19 protein-coding genes are annotated in these 19,335 nt (G+C 62.3%); 13 read left to right on the top strand and 6 right to left on the bottom strand.

Annotated features, from left to right (window positions below; translation table 11 throughout):
• Positions 1–278 precede the first annotated feature (278 nt).
• Positions 279–1,904 (top strand): methyl-accepting chemotaxis protein, encoded by a 1,626-nt coding sequence (locus IRZ77_RS09410; protein WP_046613919.1) that lies wholly within the window; start codon positions 279–281, stop codon positions 1,902–1,904.
• A 112-nt stretch (positions 1,905–2,016) separates the two neighbouring features.
• Here IRZ77_RS09410 and IRZ77_RS09405 read toward each other — a convergent pair whose 3' ends face one another.
• From IRZ77_RS09405 to IRZ77_RS09385, 5 genes are all read right to left on the bottom strand, one after another.
• Positions 2,017–2,337, bottom strand: a complete 321-nt coding sequence (locus IRZ77_RS09405; RefSeq protein WP_015270018.1) for a hypothetical protein — start codon at positions 2,335–2,337, stop codon at positions 2,017–2,019.
• A 135-nt stretch (positions 2,338–2,472) separates the two neighbouring features.
• Entirely contained in the window at positions 2,473–2,964 is a 492-nt protein-coding gene (locus IRZ77_RS26920; protein ID WP_230386318.1) for a hypothetical protein, read from the bottom strand.
• Between the two features lie 105 nt (positions 2,965–3,069).
• Complete coding sequence (locus IRZ77_RS09395; protein WP_230386324.1) at positions 3,070–4,911, bottom strand: potassium transporter Kup; 1,842 nt, start codon at positions 4,909–4,911, stop codon at positions 3,070–3,072.
• Between the two features lie 316 nt (positions 4,912–5,227).
• Positions 5,228–6,454, bottom strand: a complete 1,227-nt coding sequence (locus IRZ77_RS09390; RefSeq protein ID WP_046613917.1) for an MFS transporter — start codon at positions 6,452–6,454, stop codon at positions 5,228–5,230.
• 277 nt (positions 6,455–6,731) lie between these two features.
• Positions 6,732–7,607 (bottom strand): universal stress protein, encoded by an 876-nt coding sequence (locus tag IRZ77_RS09385; protein WP_153671024.1) that lies wholly within the window; start codon positions 7,605–7,607, stop codon positions 6,732–6,734.
• A 38-nt stretch (positions 7,608–7,645) separates the two neighbouring features.
• On the opposite strand from IRZ77_RS09385, the gene IRZ77_RS09380 reads away from it, so the two are divergent.
• Complete coding sequence (locus tag IRZ77_RS09380) at positions 7,646–8,083, top strand: MAPEG family protein (protein WP_230388096.1); 438 nt, start codon at positions 7,646–7,648, stop codon at positions 8,081–8,083.
• A 211-nt stretch (positions 8,084–8,294) separates the two neighbouring features.
• Here IRZ77_RS09380 and IRZ77_RS09375 read toward each other — a convergent pair whose 3' ends face one another.
• On the bottom strand, positions 8,295–8,672 hold the full coding sequence (locus tag IRZ77_RS09375; protein ID WP_085598299.1) for a termination factor Rho: 378 nt from the start codon (positions 8,670–8,672) through the stop codon (positions 8,295–8,297).
• Positions 8,673–8,961: 289 nt separating this feature from the next.
• On the opposite strand from IRZ77_RS09375, the gene pstS reads away from it, so the two are divergent.
• From pstS to IRZ77_RS09320, 11 genes are all read left to right on the top strand, one after another.
• The gene (gene pstS, locus IRZ77_RS09370) at positions 8,962–9,993 is read left to right on the top strand and encodes a phosphate ABC transporter substrate-binding protein PstS (RefSeq protein WP_046613914.1); all 1,032 of its coding nucleotides are present in this window, start codon (positions 8,962–8,964) and stop codon (positions 9,991–9,993) included.
• A gap of 72 nt (positions 9,994–10,065) precedes the next feature.
• Positions 10,066–11,031 (top strand): phosphate ABC transporter permease subunit PstC, encoded by a 966-nt coding sequence (gene pstC / locus IRZ77_RS09365; RefSeq protein ID WP_013972145.1) that lies wholly within the window; start codon positions 10,066–10,068, stop codon positions 11,029–11,031.
• The gene (gene pstA / locus IRZ77_RS09360; RefSeq protein ID WP_196173450.1) at positions 11,031–11,924 is read left to right on the top strand and encodes a phosphate ABC transporter permease PstA; all 894 of its coding nucleotides are present in this window, start codon (positions 11,031–11,033) and stop codon (positions 11,922–11,924) included. Before pstC ends, pstA begins: the two co-directional genes overlap by 1 nt.
• 75 nt (positions 11,925–11,999) lie before the next feature.
• Positions 12,000–12,761: a phosphate ABC transporter ATP-binding protein PstB gene (pstB, locus tag IRZ77_RS09355; RefSeq protein ID WP_031324478.1), complete on the top strand. Its 762-nt coding sequence runs from the start codon at positions 12,000–12,002 to the stop codon at positions 12,759–12,761.
• A gap of 93 nt (positions 12,762–12,854) precedes the next feature.
• Complete coding sequence (locus IRZ77_RS09350) at positions 12,855–13,553, top strand: hypothetical protein (protein WP_196173372.1); 699 nt, start codon at positions 12,855–12,857, stop codon at positions 13,551–13,553.
• On the top strand, positions 13,553–14,152 hold the full coding sequence (locus IRZ77_RS09345; RefSeq protein ID WP_046613911.1) for a hypothetical protein: 600 nt from the start codon (positions 13,553–13,555) through the stop codon (positions 14,150–14,152). The genes IRZ77_RS09350 and IRZ77_RS09345 overlap by 1 nt, the downstream gene beginning before the upstream one ends.
• 159 nt (positions 14,153–14,311) lie before the next feature.
• Positions 14,312–14,866, top strand: coding sequence for a helix-turn-helix domain-containing protein (locus tag IRZ77_RS09340; protein WP_015270026.1), 555 nt, complete (start codon positions 14,312–14,314; stop codon positions 14,864–14,866).
• A 27-nt stretch (positions 14,867–14,893) separates the two neighbouring features.
• Complete coding sequence (locus IRZ77_RS09335) at positions 14,894–16,240, top strand: glutamine synthetase family protein (protein ID WP_046613910.1); 1,347 nt, start codon at positions 14,894–14,896, stop codon at positions 16,238–16,240.
• 83 nt (positions 16,241–16,323) lie between these two features.
• A complete protein-coding gene (locus IRZ77_RS09330; RefSeq protein WP_196173369.1) occupies positions 16,324–17,097 on the top strand; it encodes a gamma-glutamyl-gamma-aminobutyrate hydrolase family protein in 774 nt (257 codons plus the stop codon).
• Positions 17,098–17,166: 69 nt separating this feature from the next.
• Positions 17,167–18,525 carry an aspartate aminotransferase family protein gene (locus tag IRZ77_RS09325; RefSeq protein WP_196173367.1) on the top strand — a complete coding sequence of 453 codons (1,359 nt, stop codon included), beginning with the start codon at positions 17,167–17,169 and terminating at the stop codon, positions 18,523–18,525.
• 247 nt (positions 18,526–18,772) lie between these two features.
• Positions 18,773–19,327: a helix-turn-helix domain-containing protein gene (locus IRZ77_RS09320; protein ID WP_046613907.1), complete on the top strand. Its 555-nt coding sequence runs from the start codon at positions 18,773–18,775 to the stop codon at positions 19,325–19,327.
• Positions 19,328–19,335 lie beyond the last annotated feature (8 nt).

Genomic DNA, 19,335 nt, shown 5'->3' with positions numbered 1-19,335 from the left:
GACAGAACAGGTGTGCTGGGCATCGGCGGCAGACTCGGCAGGGCTTGGGCAAGCCCTTGGCTTGAGGGCGAGGGGATGTTATCGACCGAGTCCGAGCGTTGAAGTTCCCGCCTGGTCGATTTGTTGCCTGTAGCCCGGTCTTTGCCTCGACAACATCTGTTCGGTTACCGCCCAAAACCGCACTCCGGCGCCTCAAGCCTGGGGCAGTACCTCCGATAGCAGCACACCCACCGTCGAATCATCGACCAGAAGTGGTGCCAACAAGGAGTACTGCCCGCATGCTTGCCAACCTGAAGATCCGCACCGGAATGTTCTGGGTGCTGTCGCTGTTCAGCGTGACCCTGCTGTTTTCCACCGTCAGTGCCTGGCGGGCTGCGGTGGGTAGCGACCAGCAGATCAACGAACTGGACCAGACCGCGCACCAGTCGGACCGGTTGAACAATGCGTTGCTGATGGCGATTCGCGCCAGCGCCAATGTATCTTCAGGCTTCATCGAGCAGTTGGGTGGCCATGAGGAAAGTGCCAGCAAGCGCATGGCGATGTCGGTCGAGCTGAACGACAAGAGCCAGAAGCTGGTGGACGAGTTTGTCGAAAACGCCCGCGAGCCTGGGCTGCACGCGCTGGCAACCGCCCTGCAGGCCACCTATGGAGAGTACGCCAAGGCGGTCGCGGGGCAGCGTGAGGCAACCCGTCAACGTTCGCTCGAGCAGTATTTCAAGGTCAATACCGACGCCGGTAACGCCATGGGCCGGCTGCAGGCTTTGCGCCAGCAACTGGTAGGGGCATTGAGTGAGCGCGGTCAGCAGATCATGCTGGAATCCGACCGGCGCCTGGCGCGTGCGCAATTGCTGAGCCTGGGGCTGTTGGGCGTGACGCTGTTGTTGGCGGTGCTGTGCTGGGCCTTTGTTGCCCAGCGCGTGCTGCACCCGCTGCGCGAAGCAGGGCGGCACTTCCAGCGCATTGCCGGTGGCGACCTGAGCGTGCCGGTGCAGGGGCAGGGCGGTAACGAGATCGGCCAGCTGTTCCATGAACTTGAACGCATGCAGCAGAGCCAGCGCGACACCCTGGGGCAGATCAGCAGCTGTGCCAGGCAACTGGACGCAGCTGCCGCGGCGTTGAATACCGTCACCGAGGAAAGTGCCAACAACCTGCGCCAGCAGGGCCAGGAGCTTGAGCAGGCCGCCACCGCCGTCACCGAAATGACCACGGCCGTGGAGGAGGTCGCGCGCAATGCCATCACCACCTCGCAGACCACCAGCGAATCCAACCAGCTGGCAGCGCAAAGCCGGCGGCAAGTCAGCGACAACATCGACGGCACCGAGGCCATGACTCGGGAAATCCAGGCCAGCAGCGCTCATCTGGAGCAACTGGTCGGGCAGGTGCGGGATATCGGCAAGGTGCTGGAAGTGATTCGCTCGGTGTCCGAGCAAACCAACCTTCTGGCGCTCAATGCCGCCATCGAGGCCGCCCGTGCCGGCGAAGCCGGGCGCGGCTTTGCGGTGGTGGCCGATGAAGTGCGTACGTTGGCGTACCGCACGCAACAGTCGACCCAGGAAATCGAGCAGATGATCGGGCGCGTGCAGGCGGGTACCGAAGCGGCCGTGGCCTCGATGCAGGCCAGTACCAGCCGCGCCCAGTCGACACTGGACGTGACCCTGGCTTCGGGGCAGGTGCTGGAGGGTATCTACAGTGCGATCGGCGAGATCAACGAGCGTAACCTGGTGATTGCCAGCGCAGCCGAAGAGCAGGCCCAGGTGGCGCGAGAGGTGGACCGCAACCTGCTGAACATTCGCGAGCTGTCGACATCCTCGGCAGCGGGGGCGCAGCAGACCAGTGAGGCGAGCAAGGCGTTGTCGGGGTTGGTGGGGGAGATGACGGCGTTGGTAGGGCGGTTCAGGGTCTGAGGTCTGGCGGGCACCAGACTGCAGGCGCGGGCGAGCCCCCGAACACCGGCGCAGCCGGTGCCATCCACCAACCGCATCGTCCGGTTCGCGGGCACGCCATGTGCGCTTTCAGTTATCGATCATGCTTCGAAGAGGAGCGCCCGGCCTTGTTGTGTTCCTTGGAATGGGCAATACCGGACCGGGTAGTGCCACGGCCGTTGTCATCATTGCGCAGGCTGCCATAGTGATTGCCGCTCTCGCCATGGTTGCGGGTGGCCTTGCCGGCATGATCACTCTCGTAGCCGGCGCCATTACCATTGAACCCACCTTTGCCGCCGCCATTGCCATTACCTTTGGCATATGCGGAACCAATCGGCGAGACATCGGCAGGCAACAATGCAGTTGCGCCGAGCGCCAGGGCACAAGTAAAGACGGCTACCAGGGTTTTTTTCATGTTTGTTTCGCCTCCAGAAGGCGCAGGGGGGAGCTTGAGTGCGGATACGACATAAGGTTGCCTTTTAAGTTCCGCGGTGCGCAGCCGTTCGACGAAGCGGCTGCCAGGCCCATTCAGTACCTGGCAGCCTTCAGTTCATCGATCATTCTTGGAGGAGTTTTGTACCGCGCCGCTCAGCCCCTTGGCATTATGGTCACCGGGCGTAGTCCCCGAGATAGCGGTAGATTTCGTCAAGCCGCGAGTATCCTTGGACTGGGCAATACCTGAGGTGGTAGTCCCATGGCCGTTGTCCTGGTTACGTGAGCTCCCATAATGATTGCCGCTCACACCATGATCGCGCGTAGCCTTGCCGGCGTGGTCACCCGCGAGGCCCGCACCATTGCCAGTGCCATTGTGCCCACCCATGCCGGCGCCATGTCCACCGCCATTGCCGCCGCCGTGGCCACCACCACCGTGGCCGCCACCGCCACCGCCACCGCCACCGCCACCGCCACCGCCACCGCCACCACCACCGCCACCACCGCCCTTGGCATACGCAGACCCCATCGGCGAGATATCGGCAGGTAACAATGCCGTTGCGCCGAATGCCAGAGCACACGCAAAGACGGCCACCAGGGTTTTTCTCATGTTGTTTCGCCTCCAACGGCGCGGGTAGAGCTCAGGTGCTGGTAAGACATGCGGCGGCCTTGCAAGTTCTGTCGCCCTGACAGAAGGATCGTGGCTCCTGACTGCTCATATCTCGACCTGCGTGCCAAGCTCGATCACCCGGTTCAGTGGCAGCTTGAAGTACTTCAGGTTGCTGTTGGCATTCTTCAGCAAGAAGGCAAACAAGTGCTCCCGCCAGCGAGCCATGCCCATCTGCCTGCCTGCAATGACCGTTTCGCGGCTGAGGAAATAAGTGGTGCGCATGGGGCCGAACTCAAGGTCGGCACGTTGGCAGCGGCTTAACGCCAACGGCACATCGGGCTCCTCCATGAAACCGAAATGCAGGTTCACGCGGAAGAAACCGTCCCCAAAAGCCTCGACCCCAAAGCGCTTGCCAGCGCTGACCCGTGGCTCGTCCTCGAACACGACAGTCAACAGCACCACTTGTTCATGCAGTACCTGGTTATGCAGCAGGTTATGCAGCAAGGCGTGAGGCACCGCCTCGGGCCTGGCGGACAGGAACACGGCAGTGCCGCCCACGCGGTGAGGCGGCTGGGCTTTGAGGCTGGTAATGAACAGCTCCAGCGGTAGCGAGCTTTCGTCCAGCCGTTCGACGATCATCCGCCGCCCGCGCTTCCAGGTAGTCATCAGGGTGAACAGCGCCAGGCCCGCGATCACCGGAAATGCGCCGCCCTGTAGAATCTTCGGCGCATTGGCGGCGAAATACAGGCTGTCGACCAGCAGGAACGCCAGCAGCATCGGCACCGCCAGCCAGCGTGGTGCCTTCCACAGCAACAGCACCACTGCCGAGGCCAGCAGCGTGGTGATCAGCATCGTCCCGGTCACGGCTACGCCGTAGGCTGCCGCAAGCGCCCCGGACGACTCGAAGCCGACCACCAGCAGCACCACGCCAACCATCAGCGCCCAGTTCACCATGCCGATGTAGATCTGCCCTTGTTCCTCGCTGGAGGTGTGCTGGATGAACATGCGCGGTACGTAACCCAGCTGGATGGCTTGGCGCGTCAACGAGAACGCACCGGAGATCACGGCCTGGGAGGCGATGATGGTGGCCAGCGTGGCCAGCCCGACCATGGGCAGCAGGGCCCATTCGGGCGCCAGCAGGTAAAACGGGTTGCGCACTGCCTGCGGGTCGCCGAGGATCAGCGCGCCCTGGCCGAAGTAGTTCAGCACCAAGCCGGGCAGCACCAGCAGGAACCAGGCCCGGGCGATGGGTTTGCGGCCGAAGTGACCCATGTCTGCATAGAGTGCTTCGGCGCCGGTCAACGCCAGCACCACCGCGCCCAGAATCGCCACCCCCATGCCTGGGTGCAGCACGAAGAACTTTACCGCCCAGAGCGGGTTGAGTGCCTGCAGCACCTCCGGCCGCTGGACGATGCCGTGCAGGCCAAGCGCACCCAGCACGACGAACCACAGCACCATGATCGGCCCGAATAGAATGCCGATGCGCGCGGTGCCGTGCTTCTGGATCAGGAACAGCGCCACCAGCACCACCACCGACAGAGGAACGACCCAATGTTCGATACCGTCGAAGGCCAATTGCAGCCCCTCCACGGCCGATAGCACGGAAATCGCCGGCGTGATCATGCTGTCACCGTAGAACAGCGCAGCGCCGAACAGGCCGAGCAGCACCAGTATCCTGCCCAGTCGCTGGTAGGGAGCCGCTGCGCGATGCGCCAGGGCAGTCAGGGCCATGATGCCACCTTCGCCCTGGTTGTCGGCGCGCAGGATGAACAGTACGTACTTGAGCGATACCACCCAGAGCAACGACCAGAACACCAGTGACAGTACGCCGAGTACACCGGCAGTGTTGGCCTGCACACCGTAGTGCCCGGCGAACACTTCCTTGAGGGTGTACAGCGGGCTGGTGCCGATGTCGCCATACACTACGCCGACAGCGGCGACGAGCATGCCGATGGGGTTGGACTTGCCGGGAAGAGACTGATTTGCGATGACGGTGGACTGGCTCACGAAGGGCTTCTCTGGACTGGCGGGTAGAAAATGCATGCCATCCCTGAGCATCGCGCGCCCAGTATTCCTTCTGCGTGTTGGCTCAGCCGTAAAAAGAGCGTAAAAAAATCAGCCAGCGCCCCAATACCTGTCAGTCAAGCAATTCGGGAACCGCTTTGCCGCCCATCGTCGGCAAGCCAGCTCCCACAGGTACAGCGCAGACTTCAAGAGTACTTACGCGGGCTCTGTGGGAGCTGGCTTGCCGGCGATGGGGTACTCAGCCAGGTTGCGCCGCCAGGCTGTTGCTGACATTACGGCCCAACACCAGCACCGTAGCGAAACCGCAGCCCACCAGGGCCGTGGCCAGGCTCAACAGCACCGAGCTGCCCAGCTGGTCGACGATCCGCCCGCCGAAGAACGAGCCCAGCGCAATGATCACCTGGAACATTGCAACGAACAGCGGCATGCCACGTTCGACATCCTTGGGCGCGACGACGAACATCCAGATACTGGCGCAGGCCGGGAATGCGCCGAAGGCGAAGCCCCACAACCCGATCAGCATCGCCGCACCGGTCATGCCGGTAGCGAAGTGAGGGAACAGGGCGGTGCTGCTGCCAATCATCAACGCTACCAGCAGCAGGGTGTGACGTACGCTGCGGTTGGCGGCGAAACCGGCGAAGATATTGCCGAATACCCCGGCCACGCCATAAAGCAGCAGCAACGAGCCAATGGTCGGCCCATCGAAGCCGGAGCTTTGTTTGAAGAAAGGGGCGACATAGGTGTACGCGGCAAAGTGCGCCAGACCGATCAGCAACACGGCGATCAGGCCAACCCGCGCCTGTGGGTTGATGAACAGGGCTGGCAGGTCGCTGATGCGAATGGCCTTGTCCGGGTTGAGCCGCGGTAGCAACAGGATCTGCGCCAGCAGCACCGGTACGCCCAGCAGCGCGGTTACCAGGAAGGTCATGCGCCAGCCCAGCAGGCCGCTCAACCAGGTGCCTACCGGCACGCCCAGCACGGTGGCCAGGGTTACGCCGACCATGATGATGGAGGTGGCCTGGGCTACGCCCACGCCCCTGGGCGCCAGGCGACCGCTGAGGGCAATGGCTGTCGCCCAGAAACCGCCGATACTCACGCCCAGCAGCACGCGGCCGAACAGCAGCAGGTTGAAGTCACTGGCGTACGCCACTACCGCGTTGGCGATGATCATGATCAGTGTCAGCCCGATCAGCAGATAGCGACGGTCCAGAGCGCCAATCCCCACTGACAGCAGTGGGGCGGCGAGGGCGGCCATGATGCCGGGCAGGGTGACCATCAGGCCGGCGTGGCCTGCACTGATGCCCAGGTCGCTGGCGACATCGTTGAGTACGCCAACCGGCAGGAACTCGCTGGTCACCAGGGCGAAGGCGCCGACGGCGACCGAAAGGATTGCCAGCCACTGCTGGCTGACGCTTTGTTGATCATGTTCGGGGAGGCCGCTAGGGGCCTGGTTGGCACTTGGCATGGTATTGGATTCCAAGAGAGGGATGTCGCCTGAAGCAGGCGCAAGGAGCGGGGGAAATTTGCTGGCGATTATAGGGGGCGCTTTCGCCTGGCCAACATGCGGGTCGCTCGATAGTAATCATCAGCGTAATCGATGAAACGCCTTGTGCAGAGCGCCCATCGCCGCTCGAAGCTTCTTGCAGGAGCAGTACAAGGCTACTCCTGCAAAACCTCACTGAACCAATGAGTCATGTGTTGTCCGCGAAGGACACGCAAGCGTCCTCCACATCACCTGCATCCTATGGCGACACCAGCACATCGCACTGGGATTCGTTCAGCACATGCTTGGTGACGCTGCCTATCAGCAGCTCTTCAAGCGCGCTTTCCCCTTGCTTGCCGATCACGATCAGGTCGCATTCCAGCTGTTGTTCCTGCTCGGCAATCCGCCAGCCTGGGTCGCCATGCACCACGATTTGCCGAGCATCTGCCACTCCGGCGGTTTCGCTCAAGGCCGCGAGCTGCTTCAGCGCATCCTTGCGGATGACATTGCGGTAGTGCGTAAGCGTGTCATGGTCGATGTGGGCGAAGCGCATGCTGCCTTCGAACGGTGCCTCGTACACATGCAACAGAATGATCTCGGCCTGTGGAGCAACGGCCCTTGCCAGTTCGATGGAGCGCAGTGACGAAGGCGAAAAATCAACTGCAACCAGCAAGGTCCGGTAGGTATCGCGAGGCGCCTGCTTGACCACCAGCAAAGGGCAGGGCATGCAGTTCAGCATCTTCTGTACAGTGGAGCCCAGCAGCAGGCGCCGCGCCACGCTCTGGCCCTTCGCCCCACACACCAGCAGGTCGCTGCGCTTGTCCTGCACTACACGGGTGATCTCTGTGGTCACCGAACCATGCGCGACCTGCACGCCAGCGGCGATGTCATGGCGCTGGAACAGCATTGCAGCCAGTGCGCGAATTTTTTCGCCAGCGGTATCCAGTACGCGCTTCAGCAGATCGTCACCCGGTGCCACCAACTGCTTCAGGCGCTCGAAGGGGGCCGGATTGGCAACGTACAGCAGGTCCAGCGCTGCCTGCTGCTCCTTGCTCAGGTGCGCAGCGCGCTCTGCCGCGTTGCGGGCGGAGGTAGACAGGTCGGTGGCTACCAGTATGTGGTCCAGCGGGCTCATGTGGGGGGCTCCTTGTCCAAAGCCGCGCGCGGTGATCGATGGCGATGACCTTGAGCACGATGCGCATGGCGGTTGTCGATTCGTTCCTTGCTGACAGCCATCGTCGCGCGAACCGGGGCCGGCGGCTTGATTTGCATCAATGGAGTGGGGCACCGATCTCGAGCTCACCACTCGCCACCAGCATTCTCCTCTGCATTGGCCAAATGGTCCCCCAGGCCGCCAGGGTGTGGGCTAACGACATGGAAAATATCCCGGTATTCTTCGCGCTCTGCGGGCTCGCCATTGACCTCGAGACAGCGGCGGGGCCCAACGTCTGGTTGAGCATCGTGTTCACTGCGGCCAAGCTCTTGTATACGTGGGCCTACCTGGCGAGGGTGCAGCCGTTGCGTACCGTGCTTTATGGCATCGGGGTGATCTGCTTGCTGGGTTTTTGCGTGGTTGTCACAGCAAGGGTAGTGAGTTTTTTTGCCCTCTGAGGCAGTACCGCTGCCGGGCTCGTAGTGGCATCTACATGTCTGCATGAGTCGATTTTTTCAGGCGTGCTCGGTCCCTGTGGGAGCGGGTTCACCCGCGAACACCGGCGTAGCCGGTGCCATGCACCGCGTTGCATTCTCGCGGGCACGCCCGCTCCCACAAGATCGCGCCTGGCCCAGGCGGCGCTATTGCGCGGGTGGCCAAAGGCTTGCGTCATGCGTGCTTGAGCGCTTCCACCAATTGTGCCTTGGTCATGGTGGAGCGCCCCTTGATGTCTTTGCTGCGCGCTTCCTTCATCAGGCTTTGCTTGCTCTGGGTTTCCAGGGAACTGTCCGATGTACGGGAATGACCTTGACGTGACTTCGCCGCCCGTTTGGCCGAGTCCGAGCGGGCAGTCTTCTTCTCGCTGGAAGAGGTGGCCTTGCCCGAGCCGCCTTTCTTCTCACCACCCCCGGACTGTTTGTTTACGGTGGCCCAGGCGCGCGCTTCAGCCTGGTCTTTCGGTACGCCTTTGTGCTCGTAGCTTTCCTCGATATGTTCGGCTTTGCGCTTCTGCTTGTCGGTGTATTTGTCCTTGTCGCCGCGTGGCATGGCATTCGCTCCCGTCTGGTTTGCATGAGCGGTTGAATGCCGCAGCGACGCCCAAGTGCCCGGTATCCGACCAGCGGTGCCCGGAAACCGGTTGCCCACTGCAAACAGTCATTCAACCGACACATCGAGGCCTTAGGGTCGAGACAGGAACCCGTCCAGGGCTATGGTCACTGATGTTGCCGTGATGGCGCCGCCAGACGGCTCTACCGTGGGGCCTGCCATTCATTGGTCACAAAGCTGTAACATTGCTGCTGCAAAGTGTGCCGGCCATCACACGGAGCACTTTTCGATGATACGCCTGATGAAGTCTGCTGCACTCGCCGTTGCCGTTTCTGTTTGCGCCACCTCGGCATCCTTCGCCGCAGAGAACGTCCGCCTGACCGGTTCCGGCGCCAGCTTCCCGGCACCGATCTACCTGACCTGGTTCAAGGCCTTCAGCAAGGAAACCGACGGTGTCACCGTTGACTACCAGTCCAAGGGGAGCGGGGCGGGTGTCCAGGACTTTCTGAACAAGACCGTCGACTTCGCCGCCAGCGACTCGGCCATGAAAGCCGAAGAAATCGCCAAGGTCGGCGAGGGCGTGCAGTTGCTGCCGATGACCGCCGGTGAAATCGTCCTGGCTTACAACCTGCCAGGCAACCCTAAAGGGTTGAAGCTGCCACGCGATGTGTACTCCAACATCTTCCTCGGCAAGATCACCCAGTGGAACGACCCGCAGATCGTCGCGGCCAACCCTGAGCTGAAACTGCCAGCTACCCCGATCACCGTGGTCGTGCGTGCCGACTCCAGCGGTACCACTGCGGTATTCACCAAGCACCTGTCGGCCATCAACGCTGACTTCAAGCAAGCGCTGGGTGAAGGCAATACCGTCAACTGGCCGGCCAGCGACAAGTTCATCAAGTCGCCGAAAAACGACGGTGTAACCGCCACCGTCCGCCAGACCCCAGGTGCCATCGGCTACATCGAATACGGCTTCGCCAAGCTGGCCAAGGTCGACTTCGCCCAGCTGCAGAACAAGGCCGGCCAATACGTCGTGCCGAACGCCGAGAGCGGTGCCGAGGCTCTGGCGGCGGTGAAGATGCCGGAAAACCTGGTGGCCTGGCTGCCTGACCCGGACGGTGCCAAGTCCTACCCGATCACCTCCTACACCTGGATGATCTTCCGCAAGGACAACGGTAACCCGGCCAAGGCCAAGGCCATGCGCGAAATGGTCGAATACAGCCTGACCGAAGGCCAGAAGATCGCCGACTCGATGGGCTACATCCCGCTGCCACCGTCGGTTGTCGATCAGGTACGCAAAGCGTCCGCAAACATCCAGTAACACGCCCAGGCGCTCCCGGTGTGGTCTGGTGGCCATACCGGGTGTGTTTGCCCTCTGTCCCGGAACTTGCCAATGAACACTCCTTTCGCCATCCCGGCCAATCCCGACTCCGCGTGCCAGCCACCGTCTGCGAAAGACTTCCTGGTTGATCGCACCTTCCGTGCGCTTGCACGCATCGGTGTGGTGCTGGTGCTGGCGCTGGTCTTCGCGCTGGTCTACGAAGTGGGCCGCAAGGCACTGCCTGGCATCGAGAAGCACGGCTTTGACGTGCTGTTCGGTAGTGTCTGGGACGTCAACCAAGGCAAGTACGGAATTTTGCCAGCGATCTGGGGCACGCTCTACAGCGCCCTGATCGCCCTGTTGATCGCCGGTTTCTTCGGCGTCAGCATGGCCATCTTCCTGACCCAGGACTTCCTCCCGGCCAGGCTGGCGGCGGTGTTCCGCACCATCGTCGAACTGCTCGCAGCCATCCCCAGCGTCGTCTACGGCCTGTGGGGGATCTATGTGGTCATCCCGGCCATTCGCCCGCTGACCACCTGGCTGAACAGCGAGCTGGGCTGGATTCCCTTTTTCGGCACTTCCCTGAGCGGCCCCGGGCTGCTGCCTGCCGCGCTGGTGCTGGCGATCATGATCCTGCCGACCATCGCCGCCGTTTCGCAGGACGCCCTGACCAGCGTGCCGATGAAGACCAAGCAGGCCGCCTACGGCCTGGGCGCCACCCATTGGGAGGCCATCCTCAAGGTAATGGTGCCATCGGCAGCCACCGGCATCTTCGGTTCGCTGGTGCTCGGCCTGGGCCGTGCGCTGGGTGAAACCATGGCGCTGGCCATGCTGGTGGGCAATGCCAACAACATTTCCCTGTCCTTGTTCGCCCCGGCCAACACGCTGGCGGCCTTGCTGGCCCTGAACTTCCCGGAGGCCGGCCCGAACGAGGTCGAGGTGCTGATGTACGCCGCACTGGTACTGATGTTCATCACCCTGCTGGTGAACGTGCTCGGCTCGATGATCATGCTCTACGCCCAGCGGGGTAACAAATGATGACCAACCTCACCACCCCTGCAAACGCGTTGCCCAGCCTGCAGCGCAAGCTTGAAGGCCGTTCCCTGCGCAGCCTGTTGTTGACCACGCTGGCATGGTTCGCGGCACTGGTGGCCAGCGTGCCGCTGATTTCCGTGCTGTACATGCTGATCACTCGCGGCGGCGCACGCCTCAACCTGGAGGTGTTCACCGAGCTGCCACCCACCGGCTTCGAGATGGGCGGGGGCTTTGGCAACGCCATGGCCGGTACTTTCGTCATGGTCGGCATCGCTGCCGCCATCGCCGTGCCGGTCGGTATCCTTGCCGCGGTGTTCCTGGCCGAACTCGGCCCGGACAGCAAGCTGGCCAACGCCGCGCGCTTCGCCGCCAAGATGCTAACCGGCCTGCCGTCGATCCTGGCCGGCGTGTTCGCCTACGCCCTGGTGGTGATGACCACCGGCACCTACTCCGCGCCGGCAGGTGGTGTGGCCCTGGCGGTGCTGATGCTGCCCATCGTCGTGCTGACCGCTGAAGAGTCGATGAAGATGGTGCCCAAGATCATGAAGGATGCCGCCTACGGCATGGGCTGCACCCGTGCCCAGGTAATCTGGAAAATCGTTCTGCCCACCGGCCTGCCGGCCATCCTCACCGGTGTCATGCTGGCCGTGGCCCGTGCCGCCGGCGAGACCGCGCCGCTGCTGTTCACCGCGCTGTTCAGCAACTACTGGATCCTGCATGACGGCGACCTGGCGGTCATGAACCCGACGGCTTCACTGGCCGTACTGATCTACAACTTCTCCGGCATGCCATTCGACAACCAGCTCGAGCTCGCCTGGGCGGCCTCGCTGGTACTGGTGATGATCGTGCTGGTAATCAACATTCTGAGCCGAATATTCGGCAAGCCCAAGTATTGAGAAAGGGAGCATCCGACCTTGAACGTATCCACTGCGCCAAAAGCCGCTCCCGTGGTCAGCGAAGCCCCCATCGTCATGGACTGCAAGCTGGACAAGATCTTCTACGGCAATTTCATGGCCGTTCGCGACAGCCATGTGCCGATCCGCAAGAACGAGATCACCGGTTTCATCGGGCCGTCCGGCTGCGGCAAGAGCACCGTGCTGCGTAGCCTCAACCGCATGAACGACCTGGTGAAGGGCTTCCGCTTCGAAGGCCATGTGCACTTCCTGGGCCAGGATGTCTACGGCAAGGGCGTCGACCCTGTGGTGGTGCGCCGCTACATCGGCATGGTGTTCCAGCAGCCCAACCCGTTCTCCATGAGCATCTTCGACAACGTCGCCTTCGGCCTGCGCCTGAACCGCTACAAGGGCGACATCGGCGACCGCGTCAAGCACGCGCTGCAGGGCGCCGCGCTGTGGGACGAGGTGAAGGACAAGCTCAAGGTCAGCGGCCTGGCCCTGTCCGGCGGCCAGCAACAGCGTCTGTGCATCGCCCGCGCCATCGCCACCGAGCCGGAAGTGTTGTTGCTGGACGAACCCTGCTCGGCACTCGACCCGATTGCCACCCGCCGGGTGGAGGAGCTGATGGTCGAGTTGAAAAAGGACTACACCATTGCCCTGGTGACCCACAACATGCAGCAGGCGATTCGTGTGGCCGACACCACCGCGTTCTTCTCGGTCGACATCTCCAAAGGCACCCGTACCGGTTACCTGGTCGAAATGGGCCCGACCACGCAGATTTTCCAGAACCCGCGTGAGCAGCTGACCGCCGACTACATCAGCGGCAAGTTCAGCTGAGGCCGTACCTGCCAAGGTGGCCGGGTGTTGCAGTCAGGGAGGCTGCAACACCCGGCCGCGTTACCTTCCTTCAAGTGTTACCAGGGATTTCCAATGCCAGCGACGCGTCGTCTTGATCTGCCAGCGGTAGAGCGCGCACTGCGTGAGGTGCAGGCCCGCTTCGCCGAACTCAGCCAGCATTTCACCGAACCGCGGGATCCATTCACCGACGAGGTGCTGCTGAATGTGGTTGAAGGCTATGCCCTGATTGACGACTATGTCGCCCGGGGTGTCGACCTTTTCGACCTTCAGCAACTGAACCTGATGCTGGAGATCAATGCCACCGTGCTGTGCGGCAGCGACCCGGCACGCCGGCTGGAGTTCGCCCCGCACCTGGCGGCGACCGAGGCGCACTTTTTCAATAATGTGGAGGGCGGCATCAAGGACCTCTACAACTGGTATTGCTCGTATGGCAGCGACTCGATCTGGAAGCGCGCGGCGGGTGTCTACGTTCGAATTCTGAGCAAGCCGCAGCTGTTCATCGAAGGCAACAACCGCACCGGGTCGCTCATTGTCAGCTACTTGCTGATGCGCGCGGGGCTACCGCCATTCGTGCTGTCGCTGGACAACGCCGAGGGTTACTTCAACCCGTCCTCGGTCATACGCAACTCCGCCAAGCATGGTGTCAAGGCTTTGTACGAACTACCCAAGATCAAGAAAAAGTATGCAGCTTTCCTTGAAGCGCACGCGCCCGAGCCCGGCAAGTTCTTCCTCGGCGGCACATCCATGCCTGCGCACGAGAGGTGCCGCTGATGCAAAGCCCTTCTCTGTTCCAGCGCGGGCGGCAAGCCTTCGAGCGCGCGTTCAATCGCCCGCAGGTACGCATTTCGTTCGATATCGACGACACGCTCGCCTGCCAGGCCGACCACGCCGCCGCCGAGGACAGCAAGCTGCCGGCGTTCGTCCACCGCTGGTTGGGTGAACCCCTGCGCAGTGGCACGCGTGCGCTGATCCGCGACCTGCGCCGCCAGGGCTGCAGCATCTGGATCTACACCTCGTCGGGGCGCACCCCGGCCTATATCCGCCGTTGGCTGATGCTCTACGGCATCCGTGTCGATGGCGTGGTCAACAGTGACCGGCACCAGCATATCCTTGCCGTGAACGGGCTTGAGAATGCGCCCTCGAAGTTGCCGTCGGCCTTCGATATCGACCTGCATGTCGATGATTCCGAAGGCGTGCGGCTGGAAGGCGTCGACCACGGTTTTCGCGTGGTGGTGGTGTGCCCCAAGGATGAGAACTGGGCGCAGAAAGTGATGGATGCGGCGGTCGATGTCCAGGCACAGCTGGCCTGGCAGCAACCGCACCGCTATGAAATGCCGGTACGGCCGCGTTCGCAGGCCCTGGCTTCCTGAGGGCTTCAAGGTACTTTTCTCGTTACGCCTCTTCGCTGCTAGTTGCCCCCCACATCTCCATTCGCGGCTTCACATTTTCAGCTTCGGCTTGACTCGTGAAATTTTTCATGTAATTTTTCATGAAAAATAACTCTAAAAATTTCACGGCAGTCTCAAACGATGAAGATGCACGAAGAGGTTGAAGCCCTCGCGATCCTTATTCACGACCTGCGCAAATTCAAGAACCTGACCCTGGGCGAACTCGCCGAGCGCATCAACCGCTCGGTAGGCTTCCTGTCTCAGGTCGAGCGCGGTGTATCGCGCCCTACCGTGGCGGACCTCACCGCCATCAGCGAAGCGCTCGGCGTTTCCACCGCGTACTTCTACAACCTGAGCAAGCCACGCAGCGTCAGTTGGGTCACGCGCCCCCACGAGCGGCGCACGCTGTACCTCGAGTCGGGTATCACCGATGTGCTGGCTTCGCCCACCATCGGCGGCGCGTTCTCCATGCTCGACAGCCATCTCGAACCAGGCGCCAGCAGTGGCGAGCTGTACCTGACTGACCGTTCCGAGCAGGGTTGTTTCGTGCTCGAAGGCGAGCTCACGGTCTGGCTGGACCACGGTGACGCCGTGACCCTGCAGGCCAATGACTGCTTCCAGCTGCACCCCCACGCGCAGTTCCGTTACGCCAACCTGACGGAAAAAGCCACCCGCGTGCTCTGGGTCTTCAACTGAATTCGTTCACCTCACAAGGACAAGAAGATGAGTGTCGTCTTTCCGGATCTGCTGACTGAAGTGCGCTCGTTCCGAGCGCAGCACCCAGAAATACGCTATGTCGACCTGATTGCGCTGGATATCCCCGGGCACTTCTACGGCAAGCGCTACCCCATGGACATGCTGGAAAAAGTCGCAGCCGGCGCGCCACTGAAGTTGCCGCAGAACTGCGTGCTGCTCGGCACCCAAGGTGGCCTCTACCCGATCGGTGACTACTGCTTCGCCGATGGCGACCCGGATGCCGCCCGCCGCCTGGTGCCGGGTACCCTCAAGCCGGTGCGCTGGGAAAAGGAACCGATCGCGCAGATGCTCATCACCTCTGACGGCACCGCCAAGCCCATCGAGTTCGAGCCCCGTGAAGTGCTGGCCAGGGTGATCCAGCGCCTGGCCAGGCGCGGCATTCGCCCGGTGGTAGCCTTCGAGCTGGAGTTCTACCTGTTCGACCGCAAGCTCGACAACGGGCTGCCACAGTACCCTCGCGACAAGGCGACCGACGACCACGACGACCAGCCGAACATGCACATCGAGCGGCTGTCGCGCTTCGCACCGGTGCTGCACGAGATGGTCGATGGCGCCAACGAGCAGGGCGTGCCGGCGAACGTGATCACCGCGGAGCTGGGCCCGGGCCAGTTCGAGATCAACTTCTCGCACAGCGACGATGCCATGAGCGCGGCGGACTGGTCGGCGCTGTTCTGCCGCAGCACCCGCGGTATCGCGATGAAGCACGGCTACCGAGCCAGCTTCATGAGCAAGCCGTACCTCGACGCGCCGGGCAGCGGCATGCATGTGCACGTCAGCCTGTACGACAACGCCGGCAACAACATCCTGGCCGGCGATGACCAGCGCAAGCTGCGCCATGCGGTGGCAGGGTGCCTGGAGCTGCTGCCGCACTGCATGCCGATCTTCGCCCCCAACCACAATGCCTACCGCCGTTACGGCGCCATGGTCAACGCGGCGAGCAAGGCCAGCTGGGGTTTCGAAGACCGCGATGCGTGTATTCGCATCCCCGAGTCCGACCCGCGCAACCTGCGCATCGAACACCGCCTCGCCGGTGCCGACGCCAACCCGTACCTGGTGCTGGCGGCCATCCTGACCGGGATGGAGCATGGCCTGGAACGTGGCGTCGAGCCCATCGCCCCGCTGAACGACAACCGCCAGAGCGGCATCGAGTTCCCCAAGGATGCCTTCAGTGCCTTGGCCGCCATGCGTCACCACCCGGTGGTGAACGAGGGCCTGGGCAGTGAATTCGTGATGGTCTACTGCGAAAACAAATACCAGGAGCAACTGGACTTCATGCGCCACATCGATGCCCGCGAATACCGCTGGTTCCTGTAGGTGCGAGGTTGGGGCAGCCCCGCTGCCCCCTGCCTTTCTACCGTTTCAATACAACGCGCAATATGGATTTGCCGGAGGAAGATATGCCACGTGTGCCCGTTATCGGCATTACCGCATGCACCAGCATGATCGAGCTGCATGCAACCCAGACCATCAGCGAGAAGTACGCGCGCGCGGCGGCCCAGGCAGCGTGTGGGCTGCCCATCGTGATACCCAGCCTCGCAGACCTGATGGACAGCGCCGATATTCTCGACGTGGTGGATGGGCTGATCTTCACCGGTTCGCCGTCCAACATCGAACCGTTGCACTACAACGGCCCGGCCAGTGCAGCGGGCACCCATCACGACCCGCTGCGTGATGCCACCACTTTGCCGCTGATGCGTGCGGCCATCGCCGCCGGTGTGCCGGTGCTCGGCATCTGCCGTGGTTTCCAGGAAATGAACGTGGCGCTGGGCGGCACCTTGCACCAGAAGGTGCATGAGACCGGCAGGTTCATGGACCACCGCGAAAGCAAGGGTGAGCCCATCGAAAAGCAATATGGCCCGCGACACGCCCTGCATATAGAGCCCGGCGGCATGCTCGACCGCATGGGCTTGCCGGCGGTCATCGATGTCAATTCCATCCACGGCCAGGGCATCGATGTACTGGCCCCCGGGCTGAAAGTGGAGGCGCTGGCACCCGATGGCCTGGTGGAAGCGATTTCGGTCGAGAACAGCAAAGGTTTTGCCCTGGCCGTGCAATGGCACCCCGAGTATCAGGTCATGGACAACCCGCACTACCTGACCATCTTCCAGTCCTTTGGCAAGGCTTGCCGGCATCGCTCGGTATTGCGCCAGATGCTCTTGAAGTCCGCCTGACAGCGATCTTTACCAATTACAAAAAAGTACCTGCGCAGCACGGCTGCGCAACCTGATGGAGTGAAGTCAATGAGTGAGCAGAATTCGCAGACCCTTGCCTGGCAAGCCATGAGCCGCGACCACCACCTGGCCCCGTTCAGCGATGTTCGGCAACTGGCCGAGAAAGGCCCGCGCATCATCACCTCGGCCAAGGGCGTGTACCTCTGGGACAGCGAAGGCCACAAGATTCTCGATGGCATGGCAGGCCTGTGGTGCGTGGCGGTGGGCTATGGCCGCGATGAGCTGGCCGACGTCGCCAGCCAGCAGATGAAGCAGTTGCCGTACTACAACCTGTTCTTCCAGACCGCGCACCCGCCCGCGCTGGAACTGGCCAAGGCGATCGCCGATGTGGCCCCGCAAGGCATGAACCATGTGTTCTTCACCGGCTCCGGTTCCGAAGGCAACGACACCGTGCTGCGCATGGTCCGCCATTACTGGGCGCTCAAGGGCCAGAAGAACAAGAAGGTCATCATCGGCCGCATCAACGGCTACCACGGTTCAACCTTGGCCGGCGCGGGCCTGGGCGGCATGAGCGGCATGCACCAGCAGGGCGGGTTGATCCCGGATATCGTGCACATTCCGCAGCCATACTGGTATGGCGAAGGCGGCGACATGACCGAGGCCGACTTCGGCGTGTGGGCGGCCGAACAGCTGGAGAAGAAGATCCTCGAAGTCGGCGTGGACAATGTTGCCGCCTTCATTGCCGAACCGATCCAGGGTGCTGGCGGGGTGATCATTCCACCGCAGACATACTGGCCGAAGGTGAAGGAGATCCTGGCCAGGTACGACATCCTCTTCGTCGCCGACGAAGTGATCTGCGGTTTCGGCCGTACCGGTGAGTGGTTCGGTAGCGACTACTACGACCTCAAGCCCGACCTGATGACCATCGCCAAGGGCCTTACCTCCGGCTATATCCCCATGGGCGGCGTGATCGTGCGAGATGAAGTGGCCAAGGTCATCAGCGAAGGCGGTGACTTCAACCACGGTTTCACCTATTCCGGCCACCCGGTGGCGGCTGCGGTGGGCCTGGAGAACCTGCGGATCTTGCGTGACGAACAGGTCATCGAGCAGGTACACGACAAGACCGCTCCTTACCTGCAACAACGCCTGCGCGAGCTGGCCGACCACCCGCTGGTAGGTGAGGTACGTGGCCTGGGCATGCTCGGCGCGATCGAACTGGTGAAGGACAAGGCCACCCGCGCGCGTCATGAAGGCAAAGGTGTCGGCATGATCTGTCGCCAGTACTGCTTCGACAACGGCCTGATCATGCGTGCCGTGGGCGACACCATGATCATCGCGCCGCCGCTGGTGATCAGCATCGAGGAGATCGACGAACTGGTGGCAAAGGCCCGCAAGTGCCTGGACCTGACGTACGAGGCTGTTCGGTAAGGGAAGAGCCCTGTGGCTGGTGCCAGTCAGTTGAATGGTTTTGGGTCGCTTTGCGACCCTTCGCGGGCACGCCCGCTCCCACAGGTGCGGCGCCGGGTTCAGGAGAAGCGAGATCCCTGTGGGAGCGGGCGTGCCCGCGAAGGGCTGCAAAGCAGCCCCAATATCGCGATGAAGAATCTTGCTTTGTGAGTTGAATCATGTACTTTTCAGGGCATCAATTTTCCCATCCGAAAGTCGCGATTCAACCATGAAAGTGCACGAAGAGATCGAAAGCCTGGCCGTACTGATTCGCGACCTGCGCAAGTTCAAAGGCCTGACACTGGGCGAACTGGCCCAGCGCATCGGCCGTTCGGTGGGCTTTCTTTCCCAGGTCGAACGGGGCGTATCCCGCCCAACCGTGGCCGACCTCACGGCAATCAGCGAAGAGCTCGGTGTTTCCACGGCCTATTTCTACAAGCTGGACAAGCCACGCGAGCTCGACTGGGTCACCCGCCCTCACGAGCGCCGTACCCTTCACCTGGCCGGTGGCATCACCGATGTGCTGGCATCCCCGACCATAACGGGCGCGTTCTCCATGCTCGACAGCCACCTGGAGCCGGGGGCCAGCAGTGGCGAGGAGTACCTGGACGACAGCTCGGAACAGGGCTGCTTCGTGCTCGAAGGCGAACTGACCGTCTGGCTGGATGGCGGCGAGCCTGTAACGCTGCACGCCAGTGACAGTTTTCAGCTGCAACCCCACGCAAGCTTTCGTTACGCCAACCTCACCGACAAGCCCACCCGCGTGCTCTGGGTGTTCAGCTGACAAGAGAA

The organism is Pseudomonas pudica, assembly GCF_015680405.1.
Taxonomy (GTDB): domain Bacteria; phylum Pseudomonadota; class Gammaproteobacteria; order Pseudomonadales; family Pseudomonadaceae; genus Aquipseudomonas; species Aquipseudomonas pudica.
The sequence above is the reverse complement of the archived record's forward strand: the minus strand, read 5'-3'. Positions and strand labels throughout refer to the sequence as shown.

Coding starts and splice junctions, on each gene's coding strand:
- IRZ77_RS09410 (WP_046613919.1), top strand. CDS start 279: ATGCTTGCCAACCTGAAGATCCGCACCGGAATGTTCTGGGTGCTGTCG.
- IRZ77_RS09405 (WP_015270018.1), bottom strand. CDS start 2,337: ATGAAAAAAACCCTGGTAGCCGTCTTTACTTGTGCCCTGGCGCTCGGC.
- IRZ77_RS26920 (WP_230386318.1), bottom strand. CDS start 2,964: ATGAGAAAAACCCTGGTGGCCGTCTTTGCGTGTGCTCTGGCATTCGGC.
- IRZ77_RS09395 (WP_230386324.1), bottom strand. CDS start 4,911: ATGCTCGTCGCCGCTGTCGGCGTAGTGTATGGCGACATCGGCACCAGC.
- IRZ77_RS09390 (WP_046613917.1), bottom strand. CDS start 6,454: ATGCCAAGTGCCAACCAGGCCCCTAGCGGCCTCCCCGAACATGATCAA.
- IRZ77_RS09385 (WP_153671024.1), bottom strand. CDS start 7,607: ATGAGCCCGCTGGACCACATACTGGTAGCCACCGACCTGTCTACCTCC.
- IRZ77_RS09380 (WP_230388096.1), top strand. CDS start 7,646: ATGGCGATGACCTTGAGCACGATGCGCATGGCGGTTGTCGATTCGTTC.
- IRZ77_RS09375 (WP_085598299.1), bottom strand. CDS start 8,672: ATGCCACGCGGCGACAAGGACAAATACACCGACAAGCAGAAGCGCAAA.
- pstS (WP_046613914.1), top strand. CDS start 8,962: ATGATACGCCTGATGAAGTCTGCTGCACTCGCCGTTGCCGTTTCTGTT.
- pstC (WP_013972145.1), top strand. CDS start 10,066: ATGAACACTCCTTTCGCCATCCCGGCCAATCCCGACTCCGCGTGCCAG.
- pstA (WP_196173450.1), top strand. CDS start 11,031: ATGACCAACCTCACCACCCCTGCAAACGCGTTGCCCAGCCTGCAGCGC.
- pstB (WP_031324478.1), top strand. CDS start 12,000: ATGGACTGCAAGCTGGACAAGATCTTCTACGGCAATTTCATGGCCGTT.
- IRZ77_RS09350 (WP_196173372.1), top strand. CDS start 12,855: ATGCCAGCGACGCGTCGTCTTGATCTGCCAGCGGTAGAGCGCGCACTG.
- IRZ77_RS09345 (WP_046613911.1), top strand. CDS start 13,553: ATGCAAAGCCCTTCTCTGTTCCAGCGCGGGCGGCAAGCCTTCGAGCGC.
- IRZ77_RS09340 (WP_015270026.1), top strand. CDS start 14,312: ATGAAGATGCACGAAGAGGTTGAAGCCCTCGCGATCCTTATTCACGAC.
- IRZ77_RS09335 (WP_046613910.1), top strand. CDS start 14,894: ATGAGTGTCGTCTTTCCGGATCTGCTGACTGAAGTGCGCTCGTTCCGA.
- IRZ77_RS09330 (WP_196173369.1), top strand. CDS start 16,324: ATGCCACGTGTGCCCGTTATCGGCATTACCGCATGCACCAGCATGATC.
- IRZ77_RS09325 (WP_196173367.1), top strand. CDS start 17,167: ATGAGTGAGCAGAATTCGCAGACCCTTGCCTGGCAAGCCATGAGCCGC.
- IRZ77_RS09320 (WP_046613907.1), top strand. CDS start 18,773: ATGAAAGTGCACGAAGAGATCGAAAGCCTGGCCGTACTGATTCGCGAC.